Origin of the sequence: Pseudomonas sp. YJ42, from assembly GCF_047225135.1 — a bacterium.
Classification (GTDB): domain Bacteria; phylum Pseudomonadota; class Gammaproteobacteria; order Pseudomonadales; family Pseudomonadaceae; genus Stutzerimonas; species Stutzerimonas stutzeri_E.
This window is the reverse complement of the sequence record NZ_CP178378.1, coordinates 4,452,858-4,472,784: the sequence shown is the minus strand read 5'-3', so window position 1 is coordinate 4,472,784 and position 19,927 is coordinate 4,452,858. Positions and strand designations below refer to the sequence as shown.

The following is a 19,927-nucleotide window of genomic DNA, read 5'->3' as shown; positions in this document are numbered from 1 at the left end:
TGGAAGGCGTTTCGAGCAGGCAAGCCTCAGTGTGCGGCAGGCTGCCGCAGCCGAACACTGAAAAGCTGGCCCTCATCCATAACCGTACGGTTATGGATGGGCGCGCAAACCCGCCGCGGCCTCCCTCAGTGCCTCACGGCACCATTGCATCGCCAAGCTGGCCGGCAAGGTCGGGTTGGTGCAGATGCCGACCGAGCCCCCCGGCTCCTTCAGGCCGAGATCCAGCTCCTGAAGCTGCCCCGTCGACAGGTCTTCGCGCACCGCATCGAGCGGCGCCACCCAAACCGCGTCGCTGACCCGCACGTAATGCCTGCTGAGTGATACGGATAGCGTTTCGAGCCGCCGCGGTGGCGGGCTGATGCCGAGCTGGATGAACAGGCCATCGGCATGTCGTCGAATGGTGGTGCCGCTCTGCGGCAGGACCACCGGAAACTCGCCCAGACGACTGCGATCACCGTCGAGCAAATCGTGTCCCGGGCGAACCACCAGGGTCATGGATTCGCTATAGAGATGCTCGAAGCTGAGTCCCTCGATTTGCGGGGCATCGGTCATGCGCCCGACCACCAGATCCAGCTCACCGCCGCGCAGCTGGCCTAGCAGATACGCGCTGGGGCCGGTGATCACGCTCACCACCAGCGCCGCGTGCTGATCGTGAAGGCGCCGCACCACGTCCGGCAGCAGCGAGCTTTCCACGGTCGATAACGCGCCCAGACGCACCGCACCGGCCTCATGCTCACCGGCACGCAGGCTGCGCACGCCCTCGCGCAACGCCTGCACGCTCGGACCCGCGTAGCGCAAAAAAGCCTGCCCGGCCGCTGTCAGGGTCACGCCCTGCTTGCTGCGGTCGAACAGGCTCGCCTCGAGCAGCTCTTCCAATTCTTTTAGCGTCTTGGAGATTGCCGGCTGGCTGACCGACATGACCTCGGCCGCACGCGCCAGGCTGCCTTGTCGGGATACCTCGATGAAGCACAACAGATGACGAAACTTGATGCGGCTGTCGAGGTTCACTGTGATCGGCCTTTGGTTCGCGACGGAAACTACCGAAGGCCATTGTCCACAAAGCCCGGCCGGGTGCCAGGGCAAAACCGGCCGTTGGCTGCAACCTGACGCGTGAGCTAACAGGCCGTTGAAAATCTAGACGAGGCAGCCGAGCTTTTTATCAATGCAGCGTCGGCAACGCTGGTGGTTTCTCAACGACCTGCCGATCAGAAGCTGCCGCTAGTGATGCCCCCCGCCGCGGTCGTGGTCGTGTTGTTGCTGCCCGGCTGCCAGCGCTTCACCTCGGTCGCATTGGTTTCGCTGCGCACGATGCACTTCCATTCCAGTGCCTGTTGGGCCGGTAGAGCGATGCTGCCCTTCCAGGTCGGATAATCGCTGACATCGGTCAGTCGCACCGCGTTGGCCGGGGCCCAGCTACCAAGCTGAGTCAGGCTGCCGACGGCATACACGCTGTCGCCAGGTTGGGTGATACCGTTGTCACAGCGAAAATTGACGCTGACCAGGTTGCCGTCCTCGCCACCTCCAGTGTCGCCATCGTCGCCGCCGGTATTGCCAGTGGTCCAGATACGCAGCTGACCGTCGTCCTGATTCAGCGCCTGGTTGAAGCTACCAGCGCTGACCTGAGCGGGGTTGTTCAGGTTAGATCCGAGCGCGATCACCAGCGTTTGCGCGGTCCCGTGAACAGTCGCCACCAGGCCGGAATAACCACTGTGGAACTCGATCGCCGAATCAGCCCGCACACCTGCGGAGCGGCGGATTTGAATCAACTGACGAATCAGATCGCCGTAGCCCCAGTCGTACATATGTGACCAATACACCACTGGCGTGCCGGGGCTGGAAAGAATATAGGCGTAGGCTTGCCGCACCAGGTTATCGCGCAGTGCCCAGTGGTGTTGCCCACCGTTCTGCCCAGGCGAATAGCCGGTGTCGTGGTTGTCGACGAAGGTGACCGCCACCTCCCGCCAGCGCGGGTCCGGGTTGCCATTCAGGCCGTTCTTCCAGTCGACGATCGAACCGTTCTGCATGCGCTCCTTGAGGGCGAAGTCGAACACCGGGCACTTGGCGCGATCGGACCAGTCCTTGATCACCTGCTGCCAGCTGGCCGTGTTGCGCCAATCCCAACTCGGATACTCGGCCGGCGCCTTCCACAACTCACCGACGCAGAAGGCGTTGTCGTGGGCGGCACCCATCCAGCTATCAACCCGTTCACCGGCGTAACCGCGGACGAAATCGAAACGAAAGCCGCCGGCACCGTAGTGGCTGCGCAGGTTGGCGAACTCGTCGCGAAACATCCCGTAGACCTGCGGATTGGCGGTGTTTAGATCGGCATCGCCGCCAATGAAGCGATCACCATCGTCGCAATCGTTGGGGTAGTTGCCCGGGTCGGCGCAGTCGTTGCGCCAGAAGCCCTGGCCGGCCGGCAGATTGATTTGCTTGTCCGGGTAACCCCGGTTCATATGGTTGGGCACCGCGTCGTAGAGCACCTTCACCTGGGCATTGTTGAGAGCTCCGGCGGCCTGCTTGAGCTGGGCGTCGCTGCCATAGCGGCCATTCTTGTTGAAGTCGTGCCAGAAGTAGCCCTCCCCGCCGCCTGAGTTGACGCCGTCGCTCCAACTGGAGAAATCGCGCCAGGGCACCGGCATCCAGATCGCACTGAAGCCATCAGCAGCGATGGTTGGCGCCATGTCACGCAGGGTGTTGTACCAGTTGTTAGGCGATTCGCGGACCACATTCCAATGGAAACCCTGGAGGATGATTTCATCACCGCCGTGGTAACGAACCCCGGCCGGACTCTTACCGGCGAGATCGGCTGCATGAGCGCCGCTCAGCGTCAGCAGCAAGGAGGACATCGCCAACGCCAGGCGGGCAGGAAGCAAGGGATGTTTCATCGAAGTAGCTCCACTTTTGTAATTGTTGTGAGCACCCGACAGCGGCCACCGGATTCCCCGGTCGACCGGGCGCAGACAGTGACGCGAACGCCACCGCCCGGGCCAGAGTGCCGCGCCATCCGGCCATGCCATACCTCCCCGAGAGGTTTTTCTCGGGCTTAGTGGCCAGGCGTAATGCGCACCGCCCCCTTCGCCGCCAGCCCTCCTCCCTCGCTACGCCCTGGCGCTCCGCCTCGAAAAAATCTTGCCGGGAGGATGTTGCGAACATCGCCGATCCGCAGGCTTTCGTTCAGCGCCAGCTCGATCCGGTACACCACCGGGCCGATACAGGCGTCACGGCTCGCAGTACCTCGTCGGCCGTGCCTGACCGGCCGTACCGCGCCGGCCGCTCCCGACCAACAAAAAGAACAAAGGACTTTCGCGATGAACCGGCAACAATCCGTACGTCTTCTGCAACCCACCCTGCTCTGCGCTGCCCTGCTGGCGGCCATGCCGAGCCATGCGGTGGATTTTCATGGCTATATGCGCTCCGGCGTCGGTGCCACCGCCGGCGGCGGTGATCAGGCCTGCTTTCAGGCTGCGGGGGCGCCAGCCAAATATCGCCTCGGCAACGAGTGCGAAACCTATGCCGAGATCGGCCTGGGTCAGGAAGTGTGGAAGGAAGGCGAACAGAGCTTCTACGTCGACAGCATGATCGCCTACAACTCGCGCCAGGCTAACGACTGGGAAGCGACCCGCACCGACACCAATGGCGATGCCAACAACCCCTTCGATGAAGGCGGCGATGTCGCGATCCGTCAGTTCAACGTGGTCGGCCACAACCTGATCGCGAGCCTACCGGGAGCCGACATCTGGGCCGGAAAGCGCTACTACAAGCGCCACGATGTTCACATCAACGATTACTACTACTGGGACGTATCGGGTCCGGGCGCGGGTATCGAAGACATCGACCTGGGCTTCGGCAAGGCCAGCATCGCGTGGATCCGTAACACCGATGGCGAATGGACCTATCAGGGGTCGGGTACCGGCACCAACATCGCCAACGACACCCTGGACTTCCGCATTGGCGAGATCGACGTCAACCCCAACGGCAAGCTAGAGATCGGCTACGACTATGGCAAGGCCAACCTGACGGATTTTCAGGAGCGTGACGATGGCTATCAGGACCAGAAAGGTCATCTGGTCACCCTCGAGCACACTCAGGCCAACTGGTTTGGCGGCTACAACAAGCTAGCGATTCAGTACGGCACCGACGGCATCATCGCCAGCAGCGGGCGCAACAGCACCGGCAACAGCGATGGCGACATGCTCCGCCTGGTCAACCAGGGCGTGGTCGGCATCACCGACACCATCGAAATGATGTACGTGCAGATCTTTGAGGACCGCGACTTCGATAACGAGTCCGGCCAGAAATGGCTCTCCTTTGGCGTTCGCCCGGTCTACAAGTGGAACGACACCATGAGTACCGCGCTGGAGTTCGGTTACGACCGCATCGACCCGCAGGCCGACGGCGAGCGCAGCCGTGATCTCAAGAAACTCACCCTCGCCCAGCAGTGGTCAGCCGGCCGCAGCTTCTGGGCCCGTCCGCAGATCCGCGTGTTTGCTACCTACGCCCAGTGGGATGGCGGCCGCTACCAAGCCGCTAGCGAGTCCATCGACGCGGGCGAAGACGATGGCATTACCTTCGGCGTCCAGGCTGAAGCCTGGTGGTAATCGTCTGATGGCCGGCGCGGCGCAGCGGTGCTCCTCCCGCTGCCCGCCGAGCTGTGCACTGCTCGACTTCCGCTCCCACCGTTCCGGCGGTGTTTTTACCTCGACCGTGGCTGGTCGGGGTCTTTTTCGATTGGCGACTGGAGTAGCTCCTATGAGCAATCTGAGATTTCCCCTGCTTGGCCTCGCCGTGCTGCTGACTGCCGGCTGCGGCAGTGATCCCCTGCGCCGGGTCGATGCCCTGGCGCATACGCCCGCGCCGCTGGAGCAGTCGATAACCAGCGCGCGTCAGGCATTAGCAGATGCATCGATCTGCTGCGACGCGATCGCTGACTTTCCGTTCCAGCCAATTCCCGTGACCTTTAGCGGTGACGTGACGCTGAATGCCACTGCCCCGGCTTACCGCTTCGACAGCGGCAAGAGCTTCTTCCGGGCCTTCGCACTACCCAAGGACAGCAAGTCTTTCGAGATTCGCCTCTATAGCCAGGCCGGTAAAACCGTATTGGCGCCCAGCGCCATGCTGCTCGACAGCAACCTGCGGCCCACCCGCATCCTCGATGCCGACGACTTCATCTATGCACCCGCCGCCGGCCTGAAGGGTGACAGCCTAGATGCGCGCCTGCGTGTCGATCGCACCTACCTTGATAACCCCGGCAACGAGTATTACCTGGTGCTTTACACCAGCGAAGACCAGCTATCGGGCCAGACCACCCTGGAACACCCCGCCAAGGCCTACGCCAAGGCGCTGGGCAACGAGCCACCGAGCCTGCCCAACCCGGTTGCAATCCATTCGCCCACTGGTGTGATCAAGATGGTGCTGATCGAAGACAAGGCTGGCGGGCAGCAGGCCAACACCTACGTACCCGCGTATAGCACCGGCCGCGAAATGGGCAATGATCTGCCGTCCGTACCTGCGCCCGCTGTGCTGCCGGAAACCCAGGCCTACTACCGCCAGGGCATCGATGCGGCTTTGGCCAGCAAGGACCTGGAACGTGCATTACGCCTGGCCGACGAAGCCGCACGGGTCGGTGTTGCCAGCGCCAAGGCGTATTTGCTGGAACGCATCGAGATCAAGTAGAGGCGACGCGGCGGTCTTCGCTTAGCGGCGGTCGCCACGCAGCAAACCGACCTGCGCCTGCAGCTGTTGACGATTGGCCTGGTTCGCGGCGACGGGGGCGCTGGCGATCAGGTCGACCCTGGACCAGATCCGGCGGAAGAAGCCCTTCTTCGGATCGCGACTGAAGAAACTTCCCCATAATCCGCGCAGCGCCATGGGCACCACGGGCACCGGATTCGCCTCGAGAATGCGCTCTACCCCCGCCTTGAACTCGTTCATCTCGCCATCGGTGGTGAGCTTGCCTTCAGGAAAGATGCACACCACTTCGCCGTTGCTCAGGTAGCGACTGATGCGCTCGAACGCCTCGCTGTAGATGGTTTCGTCTTCATGTCGAGCAGCGATAGGCACCGCGCCCGCGGTCCGAAAGATGAAGTTCAGTACCGGAATACGGAAGATCTGGTAGTACATGACGAAGCGCACGGGCCGGCGTACGGCGCCGGCGATCAGCAGTGCGTCGACGAAGGACACATGGTTGCAGACCAGCACTGCCGGGCCTTCCTCGGGGATCGCGTCGAGGCCCTGCTGACGCACCCGGTACATCGAATGGCCGAGCAGCCACACCAGAAAGCGCATGCTGAATTCCGGCACGATGCTAAAGATGTAGGCGCTTACCGCCACGTTCATCAGCGACACGACTAGAAACAGCTGCGGAATCGACAGTCCGGCGACGCTCAGCAACACGATGGCCACCAGGGCCGAGGTGACCATGAACAGGGCATTGAGGATGTTGTTCGCCGCAACCACCCGCGCCCGCTCCTGCTCGGCGGTGCGCGACTGAATCAGCGCATACAGCGGCACGATGTAGAACCCTCCGAACACACCGATCCCGAGCACCGATCCGAGAATCCACCAGGCCTGCCCAACGCTCAGCAATCCCAGCCAATCGTGTGGCGCCGCCCCCTGCGGGAATCCACCCGAATGCCACCACAGCAACAGGCCGAACAGCGTCAGACCGAAGGAGCCGAACGGCACCAGGCCGATTTCCACCTTGTGCCCGGAGAGGCGCTCGCAGAGCAGCGAGCCGAGGGCGATGCCCACCGAAAAGACCGTCAAGATCAACGTGACGACGGTTTCATCGCCGTGCAGCAGATCTTTCGAATAGGCCGGAATCTGGGTCAGGTAGGTCGCGCCGAGAAACCAGAACCAGGAGTTACCGATCAGCGAGCGCGACACCGACAGGCGCTGCCCCAGCCCCATCCGCAGGATCGCGCCGGTTTGCCGAAACAGGTTCCAGTCCATCTGCAGGGACGGTAACGAGGCGCCGGTAGCCGGCACTCCACGACTCGCGAGGTAACCGGCTACAGCCATCAGCACGACGCTGCCAGCGATCAGCTGGGCGTAACCCTCGCTGGCCATCATCACCCCGGCCGTGATCGTCCCGGCAAGAATCGCCAGGAAGGTGCCCATTTCCACCAGTGCGTTGCCGCCGACCAGCTCGTGATCCTCGAGCAATTTGGGCAAGACGGAATATTTGACCGGCCCGAACAGCGCCGACTGGGTGCCCATGCAGAACAGCACGACCAGCAACAACGGAAGATTTCCCAGCAACATGCCGGCCGCACCGGCAAGCATGATGACGATCTCACCCGCCTTGATCGCCCGGATCAGGCGCTCCTTGGCGAATTTCTCACCCAGCTGCCCGCCAAGAGCGGAGAACAGAAAGAACGGCAAGATGAACAGCAGCGCACACAGGTTGATCAGCAGGCTGGTATCGGCGTTCGAGCCGATCTTGTAGAGAATCGCCAGTATCAAAGCCTGCTTGAACAGGTTGTCGTTGAAGGCGCCTGACAGCTGGGTCAGAAAGAATGGCAGGAAACGCCGTTTGCCGAACAGGGTGAACTGCGAGTGGGGCTTGGTCATCGATCCGGTTCCATGGAGAGGACATTGTCGGTTGGAGCGTGGCAGGCCGCGGAAGGACACATCATGGTCGCTGTCGAGTGGCGTGCTGGGCGGTCCGTCACACTGGCAGCTGCCCGAACGCCCAGCGCAATAGAAAGAAACACAACAACCCGCCAGCGATGGTCGCCAGCAGGTTGCGGGTAACCGCTGCAATGAGGATTGCGAGCAGGCCACCGAGCAGATAGGCGTTCTGCCAATCCAGCGCCCAGTGCCCTTCGGGCATCAGCATGCTTGGCACAACGATGGCGGTCAGCACGGCGACCGGCACGTAGTGCAACCCCTGCTCCACCAACCGCGGAAAGCGCAGGTTGGGCCAGGCAAAAAAGCTGTAGCGAATCATGAAGGTGATCGCCAGCATGCCGAAAATCAGCAGCCAGGTTTGCATTGGCTCGCCTCCCCCTGACGACGCTCGGCCCGTTGCTCGAGCCAGACGCCAACGATGATGCCGGCCAGCGCCGCGGCGATCAGGCCCAGCTTGTAAGGCAGCTCCCAGGTCAGCAACGCCACAGCCGCGGCGACCAGCGCCGAAGCCACCTGCGGACGGGTGCGCATCATCGGTACGGCGATGCCGACGAAGGTCGCGATCATGGCGAAATCCAGGCCCCAGCTGGCCACGTCCGGTACTGCCTGGCCAAAGGCGATGCCGGCCAAGGTTGCCAGTTGCCAGCTCAGGTACATGGTCAGTGCCGCCCCGAGGAAGAACCAATGCTTGTGTGGCGAGGCATCGTCGCGGGCGTAGCGATGCTGGATGACAGCGAAGGCCTCGTCGGTCAGCCAGAACGCCAGCGGCACTCGCCAACGACTCGACAGATGCCGCACGAACGGCTGTAACGCCGCGCTGTAGAGCGCATGGCGCAGGTTGACCACGAAAGTGGTGATCAATACCACGGCTGCGCCAACGCCACCGGTGATCAAGGTGACTGCAATGAACTGCGCGGAACCGGCGAACACCAGCGCCGACATGCCGATGGTCTGCCAGGTCGAGAGTCCAGCGCCGATCGAAAGCGTGCCGAAGATGATGCCAAACGGGATCGCGCCGACGATCAGTGGAAAGATATCGCGGCAACCGTGCAAGAACTCCTGCAAGCGGGACATCGGGGCTCCTTAGCTATGCACCGCAAACGATGAAACGCTACGCACCGCCATTGCGGTCGCAGCGTAGGGGAAGATGAAGACGAGCTGATGACTGAGGACGATCCGCCCGTGAAAACGACAGACATTACCTTATGTTGGCCCCGACGGCGACGGGGCCCGCCTGTGCAGAGGCGGCGCTCGTCGAAGCCGCACCGCCCCGCCGCCCGAATCGTTACAGCTGCGCGCAGCGCCGCGCTCACGCACCCGGTGCAGCCCGATAGTCATGCGCTCGCTCGCGCCTCCAATGCGTCTTTGACCGTCGGCCACTCACGGTCGGTGATGCTGTAGAGGACGGTGTCGTCCAGCCGCCCGTCCGCGAGGCGGCGATGATTGCGCAGCAGTCCTTCGCGCTGGGCGCCGAGTTTTTCGATGGCACGTTGCGAGCGCAGATTGCTGGCAGCGGTCTTCAGCTGCAGGCGCACCAGTTGCCATTCCTCAAAGGCGTGCTTGAGCAACAGATACTTGATCGAGGTGTTCAGGCCGCTGCCGTGCTCGGCCTGGTCCAACCAGGTCCAGCCGAGCTCAGCGGCCGGTAGCGCGGGATTGAAATCGGCGAAGCGCGTGGTCCCGATGATGCGATCAGCCATGCGCAAGGTAAAAACCACCGCGCGCCCATCGCGTTGCTCGTTGAGCGCAAAGCGATACCAGTCCGGGCGCAGAGGCCCGCTGAGGTAGATCAGCTCGTCGCGGTTGCGCTCGGCCAGCTCCACCAAAGCCGGGATGTCGGCTTCTGCAAGTGGCTCCAGACGCAAGGCGCCTCTGTGCAAAGTCACCGGACGCGGCGTGAACATCGAATACTCTCCTGATAGGGGCACGGACGCTGTTGTGATCGTTGCACAGGCGGGAAGTGCCCGGCGCCTGTCCCGCCTGCTGCTAATGGCCGATCCGAGCGAGCCTGACCTCAACCGTTCATACGATCGGCAGCGAATCCGCCATTCGGCATGAACGCTCAGCTCCGCCAGCCGGTTGTCTAGCACGGCATTTTCACCGATACCGGCCGCGACGAGCCACCTCATGCGACCATGGTCGCAGCCGTAACACGCACAGCTCTTTTACTGCGAAACTTTGCAGATTCATCTATCAATAGGCGGCAGCCAGCCGCCGGTTATCGGATTATCGGAAACCCACCGAGCCTGAACAGCCATCCGTGCGGTATCCCGGTCGCACCGCATCGGCTGACTCCGGTCGGCGTCAACGGCACGATGAGTCGGTACCGGCTATGTGAGCTGCCTGGCCCGGCGCGCCCAGCCATTGCCCAGCAATGGCCAAAGCCGAAGCCGCATTTTATCTGTCGCATGGAGTTCTAATGTCGTTGTCTGGTGGGCTGATCGCGCTGGTCGCCTTTGCTTATATGGCCGTACTGTTTGCCATCGCCTTCTATGGCGATCGCAACAGCGCGCCGATGTCGCCGCGTGCGCGCGCCTGGGTCTACAGCCTGTCGCTGGCGGTCTATTGCACCAGCTGGACCTTCTTCGGCTCCGTCGGCCAGGCCGCCGAGCAGCTCTGGTCCTTCCTGCCGATCTACCTCGGGCCGATACTGCTGATGATGCTGGCGCCCCAGGTGATTCAGAAGACCATCATGATCAGCAAGCAGGAGAACATCACCTCGATTGCTGACTTCATTGCCGCCCGCTATGGCAAATCACAGTTGCTGGCGGTGATCATCACTTTGATCTGTCTGGTGGGCGTGTTGCCCTACATCGCGCTGCAGCTCAAGGGCATCGTGCTGGGCGTGAACCTGCTGATCGGCAATCACGGCGAGGCGGTCGCCGGCTCCGGCACGCGGGACACTGCCCTGATCGTCTCCATCGTGCTTGCGTTGTTCACCGTGCTGTTCGGCACGCGCAACCTGGATGTCACCGAGCATCACCGCGGCATGGTTCTGGCGATTGCATTCGAGTCGCTGGTCAAGCTGCTCGCCTTTATTGCGGTGGGCGTCTTCGTCACGTTCGGCCTGTATGACGGCTTCGGCGACCTTTTCAACCAGGCCTACGCTTCCACGGAGCTGAAGGGCTACTGGGAAGAAACGGTGAACTGGCCCGCAATGCTGGTGCAGACCACCGTGGCGCTGATGGCTATTGTCTGCCTGCCGCGGCAGTTCCACGTGACCGTGGTGGAGAACATCGAGCCGCGCGACTTCCGGCTGGCGCGCTGGGTGTTCCCACTGTATCTGGTGCTGGCCGCCGTATTCGTCATCCCGATCGCACTGGCCGGGCAGATGCTGCTGCCGAGCGGTATCACGCCCGACTCTTTCGTGATCAGCCTGCCCTTGGCCGAAGCCCATCCGGCCCTGGCGATGCTGGCCTTCATTGGCGGCGCCTCGGCGGCCACTGGCATGGTCATCGTTGCCAGCGTAGCCCTGTCGACCATGGTCTCTAACGACATGCTGCTGCCCTGGCTGCTGCGCCGCAAGGAGGCCGAACAACCGTTCGAGGTGTTCCGCCACTGGATGCTCTCGGTGCGCCGCATCAGTATCGTCGCCATCCTGCTGCTGGCTTATGTGAGCTACCGCCTGCTCGGCTCCAGCGCCAGCCTGGCGACCATCGGCCAAATCGCCTTTGCCGCGCTGACCCAGTTGGCCCCGGCCATGGTCGGCGCGCTGTACTGGAAGCAGGCCAACCGGCGTGGTGTGTTTGCCGGCCTCGCCGCTGGCGCGCTGATCTGGGTCTATACGCTGATCCTGCCGCTGCTCGGCTGGCCGCTGGAGATGTTCCCCGGCCTGCAGTGGATGTACACCACCGAACTGCCGTTCAACACCAGCGCGCTGACGCTCGGTGTAACGCTGTCGTTGGTGGGTAACGCGACGCTGTTCTTCTGGGTCTCGATCCTGTCGCAAACCCGCGTCGCCGAGCATTGGCAAGCCAGTCGTTTCATCGGCCAGGAGATACACGCCACACCCAACGCCCGCCGGCTGCTCGCCGTGCAGGTCGAGGATCTGCTGTCGCTGGCCTCGCGCTTCGTCGGCGCCGAGCGCGCGGCGCTCAGCTTCCAGCGCTTCGCCCGGCGTCACGGGCATGATTATTCGCCTAAGCAGCAAGCCGACGGCCAATGGATTGCCCACACCGAGCGCCTGCTCGCCGGTGTCCTGGGCGCCTCTTCGACCCGTGCGGTGGTCAAGGCCGCCCTGGAAGGTCGTGACATGCAGGTCGACGACGTGGTGCGCATCGTCGGCGAAGCATCCGAAGTGCTGCAGTTCAACCGTGCATTGCTGCAGGGCGCGATCGAAAACATCACCCAGGGCATCAGCGTGGTCGATCAGTCGCTGCAGCTGGTGGCGTGGAACCACCGCTATCTGGATCTGTTCGAGTACCCGGACGGGTTGGTCTACATCGGTCGGCCGATCGCCGACATCATCCGCTACAACGCCGAGCGCGGCCTCTGTGGTCCTGGTGATCCGGACACCCATGTGGCCAAGCGGCTGTACTGGATGCGCCAGGGCCGTGCACACACCTCCGAACGGACGCTCCCCAACGGTCGCGTGGTCGAATTGATCGGCAATCCGATGCCTGGTGGCGGCTTCGTCATGAGCTTCAGCGACATCACCGCCTTCCGCGAGGCCGAACGCGCCCTCAAGGACGCCAACGAAGGCCTGGAGCAGCGCGTCAGCGAACGGACCCAGGAATTGTCGAAGCTGAACAAGGCATTGACCGCAGCCAAGAGCACCGCAGAGGCTGCCAACCAGTCGAAGACGCGCTTTCTGGCGGCGGTCAGTCATGATCTGATGCAACCGTTGAACGCCGCCAGGCTGTTCTCCGCCGCCTTGTCGCACCAGCATGACGCCCTGCCGAGCGAGGCGCGGGATCTGGTCCGTCATCTGGACAGTTCGCTGCGCTCGGCCGAGGACCTGATCTCCGATCTGCTGGACATTTCACGTTTGGAGAACGGGCGTATCACCCCAGATCGCAGCCCCTTCCCGTTGGAGACCCTGTTCGACACGCTGCGCACCGAGTTCACCATGCTGGCCGCTGAACAGGGCGTCGACTTCAAGGTGCATAGCAGCCGGCTGCGCGTCGACAGCGACATCCGCCTGCTGCGCCGTGTGCTGCAGAATTTCCTGACCAACGCCTTCCGCTACGCCAAAGGCCGCGTGGTTCTGGGCGCGCGCCGTCAGGGTGCCTTCTTGCGCCTTGAGGTCTGGGACCGCGGCCCCGGTATTGCCGAAGACAAGTTGCAGGTGATCTTCGAGGAGTTCAAACGCCTGGACAGCCATCAGACCCGAGCCGAGAAAGGCCTTGGACTGGGTCTCGCGATCGCCGACGGCTTCTGCCAGGTACTCAACCATCCGCTGTCGGTTCGCTCCTGGCCAGGAAAGGGCAGCGTGTTCAGCGTGACGGTGCCTATCGCCAGTCAGGCGGTCCGACCGATCAACGCCAGTGGCAGCGGCAACGGCGAAGCGCAACAGACCGCGCTAACCGGCGTCCAGGTGCTATGCATCGACAACGAAGACAGCATTCTGGTCGGCATGCACAGCCTGCTGTCGCGCTGGGGCTGCCAGGTCTGGACCGCCAGCAACCGGGCCGAATGCGAGGCGCTGCTGAACGAAGACGTGCGGCCGCAGCTGGTGCTGGTCGACTACCACCTGGACCATGGCGAAACCGGTTCGCAGCTGATGGCCTGGCTGCGCACGCGTCTCGGTGAGCCGGTGCCAGGTGTGGTGATCAGCGCCGACGGGCGGCCCGAGCTGATTGCCGCCATCCACGCGACGGGGCTGGATTTTCTGGCCAAACCGGTCAAGCCGGCGGCCTTGCGTGCGCTGATGAGCCGCCACGTACCGCTGCATTGAAGCAGGCTTGCGCCAGAGCAAGTCTGCGCTGCGGTGCGACAGCTAAACTGAAGTGGTCCGAAGCTGCTGGCGTATTGCCCTCATGGCCCTCGAATTGCTGTTAAACCTGGCGACCGCTTTGGGCGCTGGCCTGCTGATCGGTACCGAGCGCAGCTGGAGCGGTCGCGGCAATGACGCGGACATGGTGGAACTGGCTGGCATCCGCACCTTCGGCCTCAGCGGGCTGTTCGGTGGGCTCGCGGCACTGAGCGCAAGCCATTTCGGCGCAATCGTCTGGGTCGCCGTGTTCGCTGCGCTGGCCCTGCTGACCATCACCGGATATCTGGTCGGATCCCGTTCCAACGCCGATTACGGCATGACCACCGAAGTCGCGTTGCTGCTGACGTTCCTGCTTGGCAGTCTGGCTGTCGTCGAAAGCCGCTTGCTGGCCGCGTCCCTTGCCGTCGTCGTGGCGCTGCTGTTGAGCCTGAAAGCCCGCCTGCATGGTGCGTTGCGCAGTCTCAACGAAGCCGAATTGAGCGGCGCACTGAAGCTGCTATTCATCTCGGTGGTTTTGCTGCCGGCACTGCCCAACGAGGGCTACGGCCCCTGGCAAGCCTTCAACCCCTATACCACTTGGTGGATGGTGGTGCTGATCGCCGGCATAGGCTTCGCCGCCTATGTCTCCATCCGTCTGTTGGGGACCCGCCACGGGCTGCTGGTCACCGCGCTGCTCGGCGGCATCGTTTCTTCGACAGCGATGACCATCACCCTTGCCCGCCTGGACGCCGAAAAGCTGCGTCCCGCCTTGGCCGCCGGCCTGCTGGCGACCTCAGCGCTGATGTTTCCGCGGGTGTTGCTGGAGGTCGGACTGATCAACCGCGAGCTGCTGCCGTCGCTGCTCGCCCCCATGCTGACGACCGGTTTGATCTATGCCGCTGGAGCCCTTTTCTACTACCTGCGCGCGGCGCAACAGCCGGAGAACGCGGCCGAGCCCCCACTGAAGAATCCTTTCGAGTTGGGCCCGGCGCTGCGCTTCGCCGGCTTGTTGGTGATCATTCTGTTTCTTGTAGAGGGCGCGCGGCGGCTGCTGGGCGATACCGGCATCTACCTGGTCTCGCTGCTGTCCGGCCTGACCGATGTGGATGCCATCACCCTGTCGCTGTCCAACAGCGCGCGCACCGATTTGAGCGAGCTTGTCGCGGTCCGCGGCATCTTTCTCGCCGCATTCAGCAATAGTCTGGTCAAGGCCGGCCTGATCCTTCTCATCGGCGGGCGCGCTATGGCAAGGCTGACGTGGCCGTTCATGTTCGGCGGCCTGCTCGTCGGGCTCGCAGTGCTGTGGCTGGCATGAGGCGAAGCGTGGTCGCTACTCTTCAGCCTCCAGCGGCGTCTCGGCCCCGGCACGCTCCAGCCAGTCGGCTGGCAAGCGCTTGCTGGCGCGGGCACCCAGGAGTTTCAACTGTTCGGCGCGGCCGACCAGATTGCCGCGGCCGTCGGTGAGCTTGTTGCGCGCGCCGATATAAGCCTTGTCCAGCTGCTGCAGGCGATTGCCGATCTCGTCCAGATCCTGGATGAATGCAGCGAGCTTGTCGTACAGCGCTCCGGCCCGTTCGGCGATTTCCCGGGCGTTCTGGCTTTGCCGCTCCTGCCGCCAGAGGCTGTCGATCACCCGCAAGGTGGCGAGCAAGGTGGTCGGACTGACGATCACGATGTGCTTGCCGTACGCTTCTTGAAACAGCTCCGGATCGGCCTGCAGCGCCGCGGCAAAAGCCGCTTCGATCGGGACGAACAGCAACACGAAATCCAGGCTCTGCAACCCACCGAGACGCTGATAGTCCTTTAGCGACAAGCCTTTCAGATGATTGCGCAGCGACAGAACATGCTGTTTGAGCGCCAGCGCGCGACCTGCATCGTCCTCCGCGCAGGTTAGCGCTTGATAAGCGGTAAGACTGACCTTGGCATCCACCACCACCTGCTTGTCGCCAGGTAGCTGGATCAACACGTCAGGCTGGAAGCGCTCGCCGTCGGCGCTCCTGAGGCTGACCTGGGTATGGTATTCGCGGCCCTTCTCGAGCCCGGCATGCTCCAGTACCCGCTCGAGGATCAGCTCGCCCCAGTTGCCTTGGGTCTTTTGCCCTTGCAAGGCGCGCGTCAGGTTGGTGGCCTCGTCGCCCAGACGTTGATTGAGCTGCTGCAGCCGCTCCAGCTCCTTGGCCAACGAAAAACGCTCGCGCGCCTCATGTTGGTAGCTTTCCTCGACGCGCTTCTCGAACGACTGGATGCGCTCCTTCAGCGGGTCGAGCAATTGTCCGAGTCGCTCATGACTGGCCTCGGCAAAGCGCTGCTCGCGCTCCTCGAAAATCTTTCCGGCCAATTCGGCAAATTGCGCACGCAGCTCGTCCCGAGCGCCCTGAAGATCTTCCAGGCGCTGCTCGTGGGTCTTTTGCTGTTCATTGAGTTCGGCCGTGACCGCAGCGTGAGCGGCGCTCAGTGCGCGCAGCTCGGATTGCTGCGCGTCGCGCTCGGCCTCGAGGTCGCTGAGAGCGTCGCGGTTTTCCAGGCGCTGAGCCTGGAGCCACTCGGTCTCGCGGCGCAGCGCAGCCAGCTCGGCCTGTAGCGCGGAGCGAGACTCGCTGAGATCGGCATGGGCAAGACGGCTGGTTTCCAACTGCACGTTCAAGCCCTCCTGCGCCAATGTCGCCTGGCTGAGCCGCTCGTCGAGCAAGGCCAGTTCGGCTTGGCGCTTGGAAAGGCGCTGCGAAAGGATGACCGCAACGGCAGTCAGCAGCACACAGAGGGAACCAAGCCCGGCGAGCAGATAGATGGGGTCGAGCGGCATGGTGGGCTCCGGCTGAATTGCCGGGCAGTATAGCCAGCTGACGCATGTCGGTCAGGCCAAACGCTCTATTCAGGCCGCTCTAGCGCTTGGCAGGCAAGCGTTGCAGGACACGAGAGGCCTCGGCAGAGCCCTGCGCAGCGGCCTGCTCCAACCAGTGCCTGGCCTTGCCCAGCTCCCGGTACTGGGGCTGGCAATACAGCTGTCCCAGTTCCAGTTGCGCCTGGCAGTCGCCCGCGCGGGCGGCCTGACGCAGCAGCTCGAACCCGATGCGCCGATCGCGCTGGCTGTCGCAGTCGGTACAAAGCAACCGTCCAAGGCGGCTCTGTGCCTCGACCACGCCTTCGAGCGCTGGCTGCTTAAGCATCCGGCCGGCGATACGTTTGACACTCTTGGTCTGTCCTAGACGCTGGCTGTCCAGCAGCCACAGCGCCATGCGCAATGGCAGGCGCGGAGAAGTTGAAGTGCTGTCGACCGTAGTCGAAGCAAGAGGACGCGTTCTCATGGTCACCGAGAGCTTCGGGGGAACAAGGGCGCGCACTCTACTCCTTTTTTCACAGAGTTAAAGTCTTGCAAAAAACAAAAAAAAGCGAACTGACTCACATAAAAAATTAATCCACAGAACCTGTGGATAACTCAGTGGACAAGCCGGTAACAAATTTCGCTAACGCCTATGGTTAGCGGGCTGCGGTTAAACTGGCTTTTTTTTCACCAATGAAAAATTTCTTTATTTTTCAGGTAGTTATTATCGATCTATGACGCGACGCGGTTTGCGACAGTTTGTCATAAGCGCTTGACAAGGCGCTCCGACGAATGTGCACAAGTTTGGCGCAGCTAGTGCTAGAACCCCATCTCAAGCGCCTCAGGGCACGCCAACCCTGCAAAACCAGGAACTTTATCCGCGACGGCGTGTCGTCGGCGCGCCAGTCGCAAGCGCGGGTCGACGCGCTTATGCTTAGCCGTCGATGGCAATGGGAAGAGGTATGGCAAAGCGGCGGAAAGTCCTGATCTTGGCGCTCGCAGGCCTGGCCCTGCTCGTCCTGGGCATCGGCGTCTACGGTGGCTTGCGCTGGCAGCAACTCAAGCGCGAGTTCGGCATCGTTACGTTCGATGTCAGCGGGGTACGCTTGACTGCCGGCCACCTTGAAGTGCGACAACTTGTCCTGGTTCGGCACCCGGCAGACGACGAACGGCTCGCAGTGACAGCCGACACCTTGCGGCTCGGTATAGAAAGCGGATGGCCGCTACGCCTTCGATCGCTGGACATCGATCGCCTCGACGTTCAATGGCAGCCGGCAACCGTCACGGACGACAGCGTGGAGCCGCTGGCCTTGCCCGATCGCCAGCAACTGGAGCGATGGGCGGCCTGGGTGCCCCGTAACGGACATATTGCTTCGCTCGTCCTGGCTTTGCCCTGCGCCAGCGGCATCTGTCGAGAACAGGGGGAAATAAGCTGGCAGCATGCCGGCCAGGAGCCGTTGCCGGCCACGCTAAATCTTCAATTCACGCACCACTCCCACCGTTTGGCGGCGGCGCTGAATGCTTACGATCAGAACGACGAAGCCCACGTAGATCTGCAGCTGCTGCTGGATGGTGAACAGCGCCTTTCCATGCAAAACCAACTGACGTCGGACGAACACACAACGTTTTGGCGCGGAGCCCTGGCGATGAGCGAACTGCCGGAAGCACCCTGGCTACTGGAATGGCTCGGCGACTGGCTGGATTACGAGCCTCCGACGCTTCCAGAGTTACCCGAGCAAATGCGCGTCGGCGCCGGCTGGGCGCTGCATGTGGATAGCAGCGATCTGGCTGGAGGATGGGACACGCTGGACGGCGAGTTCCGTCTCTCGGCCAATCTGCCAGCGCCCTGGCCAGTGGTGGGCATTGGCCAGTTGCAAGGGCAGCTGGACGTGACCGCCAAAGTTGACCGCGGCGCCTGGATCCCTACCGAACTGATCACCGACCTGCAACTGCGACCGGCGGCGACACTGCTCTCCGAACTCCCGGCGCAGCTACGACCCGACGCCGCCACGCTGAAAATCACGCCGACAGCCAACGGACAATCGGTATCGCAGCTGCCGTTGCAGGTGCACCTCGCTGCCAGCGGACCCACACCGCTTACGCTCGACGGTCGGTTGCTCCTCGAGACCAGCGCGCCCTACGCGTTGTCGTTGGAACAGATCGGTCTTCGCCTGCAAAGCCCTGAACTCTCGTTTCCAGGGACTAATCTGAAAGGCCTCGCCGCTGACCTTCGACTGCATGGCCGCGCCTCCGCGGAAGCCGCCACCATCCGGCTCGACAAGGATTCGTGGATCACGTTGGCCCGCTTGAGCAGCGGTACCGATCTGCTGGCCAATACGCTGCGAGTGGACCTGTCCGGTCTGGGTATCGAGGCGAACTTCGCCGATCGCCAGTTACAGGGGCTTCAGGTGAATGGTCAAGCCGCGGTGACGATTGCCGAACTCAGGCACTCAGCCCTGCGACCACAGGGCTGGCGCTGGAGCGGAAAGCTCGACACCGGTCGCGAACGGATCGTACTCGATGGGCCACTGCAAAACGACGCCGGGCTCACCTTGCCCCTTAAGCTCGATCACAACTGGTCCAGCGGCACGACCCGCCTGAGCGCGAGCCTCCCCGAAGTGTTTCTGCGTGCGGGCAATCCCGTGTCCGCCACCCTCGCCGACTGGCCAAAATTGCTGGAGCTGAGCACCGGACGGCTGCAGGGCCAGGGGCAGCTCGCCCTACCGGCGAACGGCGCTCCCGAGGTGACCGCGACGCTCAGCGCGAAGGGACTCGGCGGCATCTACGACCGCACCGAGCTAAGCGGGCTGGACGCGAACCTGTCAGCCACCCTGCGCAAAAACCAGCTGCACCTGGAGATAGCGGAACTGACGCTGCGACAGGCCAACCCCGGTTTCACCTTCGGCCCATTGCTGTTCAACGGCCACTACACGGGTGACATCGACCGTCTCGACCAGGGCCGCCTCAGCTGGGAAACCGCAGAAGTGCGCCTGCTGGGTGGTCGACTCTGGCTAGACCCTGGAGACGCCGATCTGGCGGCCAGCACCCAACGACTGAACGCTCATCTGCGCGGACTGCAGCTCCCGTTGTTGCTCGAGGCCTACCCCACCGAAGGGTTATCGGGTACCGGGGTGATCGACGGCGAGCTGCAGGTGCAACGCAGCGCGGCCGGGATCAGCATCGAGCAGGGATCGCTGAAGGCGCGAGAGCCGGGCGGCGCCTTGCAGTTCCGTTCAGCGAAAATCCAGGCATTGGGTCAGGCCAATCCAGCCATGCGCCTGGTAACCGAAGCGTTGGATGACTTTCACTACGACCTGCTCGCCAGTGATGTGCACTACGCCGCCGACGGCAAGCTCGACCTGGGCCTCAGGCTACAAGGACGCAATCCGGCGCTGGAAGGCGGTCGCCCGATCAACTTCTCGATCAATCTCGAAGAAAACATCCCGGCCTTGCTGACCAGCCTGCAATTGTCTGATCGAGTCAGCGAAACCATTCAACGACGCGTGCAGGAACGCCTTAGATGAGGCACTGTAGCGACGATATCGACCAGGAGAGAC

General features: G+C 62.9%; 13 protein-coding genes. 5 read left to right on the top strand and 8 right to left on the bottom strand.

Annotation, left to right across the window (positions count from 1 at the left end):
- Window positions 1-90: 90 nt before the first annotated feature.
- Together pcaQ and ACL0K2_RS20695 are read right to left on the bottom strand one after the other, a co-directional pair.
- Complete coding sequence (gene pcaQ, locus ACL0K2_RS20700; RefSeq protein WP_413043334.1) at window positions 91-1,008, bottom strand: pca operon transcription factor PcaQ; 918 nt, start codon at window positions 1,006-1,008, stop codon at window positions 91-93.
- A 197-nt stretch (window positions 1,009-1,205) separates the two neighbouring features.
- Window positions 1,206-2,849 carry a glucan 1,4-alpha-maltotetraohydrolase domain-containing protein gene (locus tag ACL0K2_RS20695; RefSeq protein ID WP_413044499.1) on the bottom strand — a complete coding sequence of 548 codons (1,644 nt, stop codon included), beginning with the start codon at window positions 2,847-2,849 and terminating at the stop codon, window positions 1,206-1,208.
- Between the two features lie 462 nt (window positions 2,850-3,311).
- Here ACL0K2_RS20695 and ACL0K2_RS20690 point away from each other — a divergent pair, with 462 nt between their 5' ends.
- Both ACL0K2_RS20690 and ACL0K2_RS20685 read left to right on the top strand, forming a co-directional pair.
- The gene (locus tag ACL0K2_RS20690; RefSeq protein WP_413043333.1) at window positions 3,312-4,601 is read left to right on the top strand and encodes a maltoporin; all 1,290 of its coding nucleotides are present in this window, start codon (window positions 3,312-3,314) and stop codon (window positions 4,599-4,601) included.
- A gap of 151 nt (window positions 4,602-4,752) precedes the next feature.
- Entirely contained in the window at window positions 4,753-5,676 is a 924-nt protein-coding gene (locus ACL0K2_RS20685; protein WP_413043332.1) for a MalM family protein, read from the top strand.
- A 21-nt stretch (window positions 5,677-5,697) separates the two neighbouring features.
- Here the strand turns inward: ACL0K2_RS20685 and ACL0K2_RS20680 are convergent, their stop codons facing one another.
- The 4 genes from ACL0K2_RS20680 to ACL0K2_RS20665 all read right to left on the bottom strand — a co-directional run bounded on the left by ACL0K2_RS20680 (window position 5,698) and on the right by ACL0K2_RS20665 (window position 9,539).
- Complete coding sequence (locus ACL0K2_RS20680; RefSeq protein WP_413043331.1) at window positions 5,698-7,575, bottom strand: MFS transporter; 1,878 nt, start codon at window positions 7,573-7,575, stop codon at window positions 5,698-5,700.
- Between the two features lie 97 nt (window positions 7,576-7,672).
- Window positions 7,673-7,999, bottom strand: coding sequence for an AzlD domain-containing protein (locus ACL0K2_RS20675; protein ID WP_413043330.1), 327 nt, complete (start codon window positions 7,997-7,999; stop codon window positions 7,673-7,675).
- Window positions 7,981-8,709: an AzlC family ABC transporter permease gene (locus ACL0K2_RS20670; protein WP_413043329.1), complete on the bottom strand. Its 729-nt coding sequence runs from the start codon at window positions 8,707-8,709 to the stop codon at window positions 7,981-7,983. The genes ACL0K2_RS20675 and ACL0K2_RS20670 overlap by 19 nt, the downstream gene beginning before the upstream one ends.
- Window positions 8,710-8,969: 260 nt before the next feature.
- Window positions 8,970-9,539 (bottom strand): GNAT family N-acetyltransferase, encoded by a 570-nt coding sequence (locus ACL0K2_RS20665; RefSeq protein ID WP_413043328.1) that lies wholly within the window; start codon window positions 9,537-9,539, stop codon window positions 8,970-8,972.
- 515 nt (window positions 9,540-10,054) lie between these two features.
- Here ACL0K2_RS20665 and ACL0K2_RS20660 point away from each other — a divergent pair.
- Window positions 10,055-13,531: a NahK/ErcS family hybrid sensor histidine kinase/response regulator gene (locus ACL0K2_RS20660; RefSeq protein WP_413043327.1), complete on the top strand. Its 3,477-nt coding sequence runs from the start codon at window positions 10,055-10,057 to the stop codon at window positions 13,529-13,531.
- 82 nt (window positions 13,532-13,613) lie between these two features.
- Complete coding sequence (locus tag ACL0K2_RS20655; RefSeq protein ID WP_413043326.1) at window positions 13,614-14,864, top strand: MgtC/SapB family protein; 1,251 nt, start codon at window positions 13,614-13,616, stop codon at window positions 14,862-14,864.
- Window positions 14,865-14,879: 15 nt separating this feature from the next.
- Here ACL0K2_RS20655 and rmuC read toward each other — a convergent pair whose 3' ends face one another.
- The gene (gene rmuC, locus ACL0K2_RS20650; protein ID WP_413043325.1) at window positions 14,880-16,352 is read right to left on the bottom strand and encodes a DNA recombination protein RmuC; all 1,473 of its coding nucleotides are present in this window, start codon (window positions 16,350-16,352) and stop codon (window positions 14,880-14,882) included.
- Window positions 16,353-16,431: 79 nt separating this feature from the next.
- On the bottom strand, window positions 16,432-16,785 hold the full coding sequence (locus tag ACL0K2_RS20645) for a tetratricopeptide repeat protein (protein WP_045163690.1): 354 nt from the start codon (window positions 16,783-16,785) through the stop codon (window positions 16,432-16,434).
- A 547-nt stretch (window positions 16,786-17,332) separates the two neighbouring features.
- Between ACL0K2_RS20645 and ACL0K2_RS20640 the strand changes: the two genes are divergently transcribed.
- Window positions 17,333-19,894 carry a YdbH domain-containing protein gene (locus ACL0K2_RS20640; protein ID WP_413043324.1) on the top strand — a complete coding sequence of 854 codons (2,562 nt, stop codon included), beginning with the start codon at window positions 17,333-17,335 and terminating at the stop codon, window positions 19,892-19,894.
- The last annotated feature ends 33 nt before the right edge of the window (window positions 19,895-19,927 follow it).

Excerpts from the sequence above, each read along its gene's own strand:
- ACL0K2_RS20665 (WP_413043328.1), bottom strand. The coding sequence starts at position 9,539 with ATGTTCACGCCGCGTCCGGTGACTTTGCACAGAGGCGCCTTGCGTCTG.
- ACL0K2_RS20680 (WP_413043331.1), bottom strand. The coding sequence starts at position 7,575 with ATGACCAAGCCCCACTCGCAGTTCACCCTGTTCGGCAAACGGCGTTTC.
- ACL0K2_RS20695 (WP_413044499.1), bottom strand. The coding sequence starts at position 2,849 with ATGTCCTCCTTGCTGCTGACGCTGAGCGGCGCTCATGCAGCCGATCTC.
- ACL0K2_RS20685 (WP_413043332.1), top strand. The coding sequence starts at position 4,753 with ATGAGCAATCTGAGATTTCCCCTGCTTGGCCTCGCCGTGCTGCTGACT.
- rmuC (WP_413043325.1), bottom strand. The coding sequence starts at position 16,352 with ATGCCGCTCGACCCCATCTATCTGCTCGCCGGGCTTGGTTCCCTCTGT.
- ACL0K2_RS20640 (WP_413043324.1), top strand. The coding sequence starts at position 17,333 with ATGGCAAAGCGGCGGAAAGTCCTGATCTTGGCGCTCGCAGGCCTGGCC.
- ACL0K2_RS20690 (WP_413043333.1), top strand. The coding sequence starts at position 3,312 with ATGAACCGGCAACAATCCGTACGTCTTCTGCAACCCACCCTGCTCTGC.
- ACL0K2_RS20645 (WP_045163690.1), bottom strand. The coding sequence starts at position 16,785 with ATGGCGCTGTGGCTGCTGGACAGCCAGCGTCTAGGACAGACCAAGAGT.
- ACL0K2_RS20660 (WP_413043327.1), top strand. The coding sequence starts at position 10,055 with ATGTCGTTGTCTGGTGGGCTGATCGCGCTGGTCGCCTTTGCTTATATG.
- ACL0K2_RS20670 (WP_413043329.1), bottom strand. The coding sequence starts at position 8,709 with ATGTCCCGCTTGCAGGAGTTCTTGCACGGTTGCCGCGATATCTTTCCA.
- ACL0K2_RS20675 (WP_413043330.1), bottom strand. The coding sequence starts at position 7,999 with ATGCAAACCTGGCTGCTGATTTTCGGCATGCTGGCGATCACCTTCATG.
- ACL0K2_RS20655 (WP_413043326.1), top strand. The coding sequence starts at position 13,614 with ATGGCCCTCGAATTGCTGTTAAACCTGGCGACCGCTTTGGGCGCTGGC.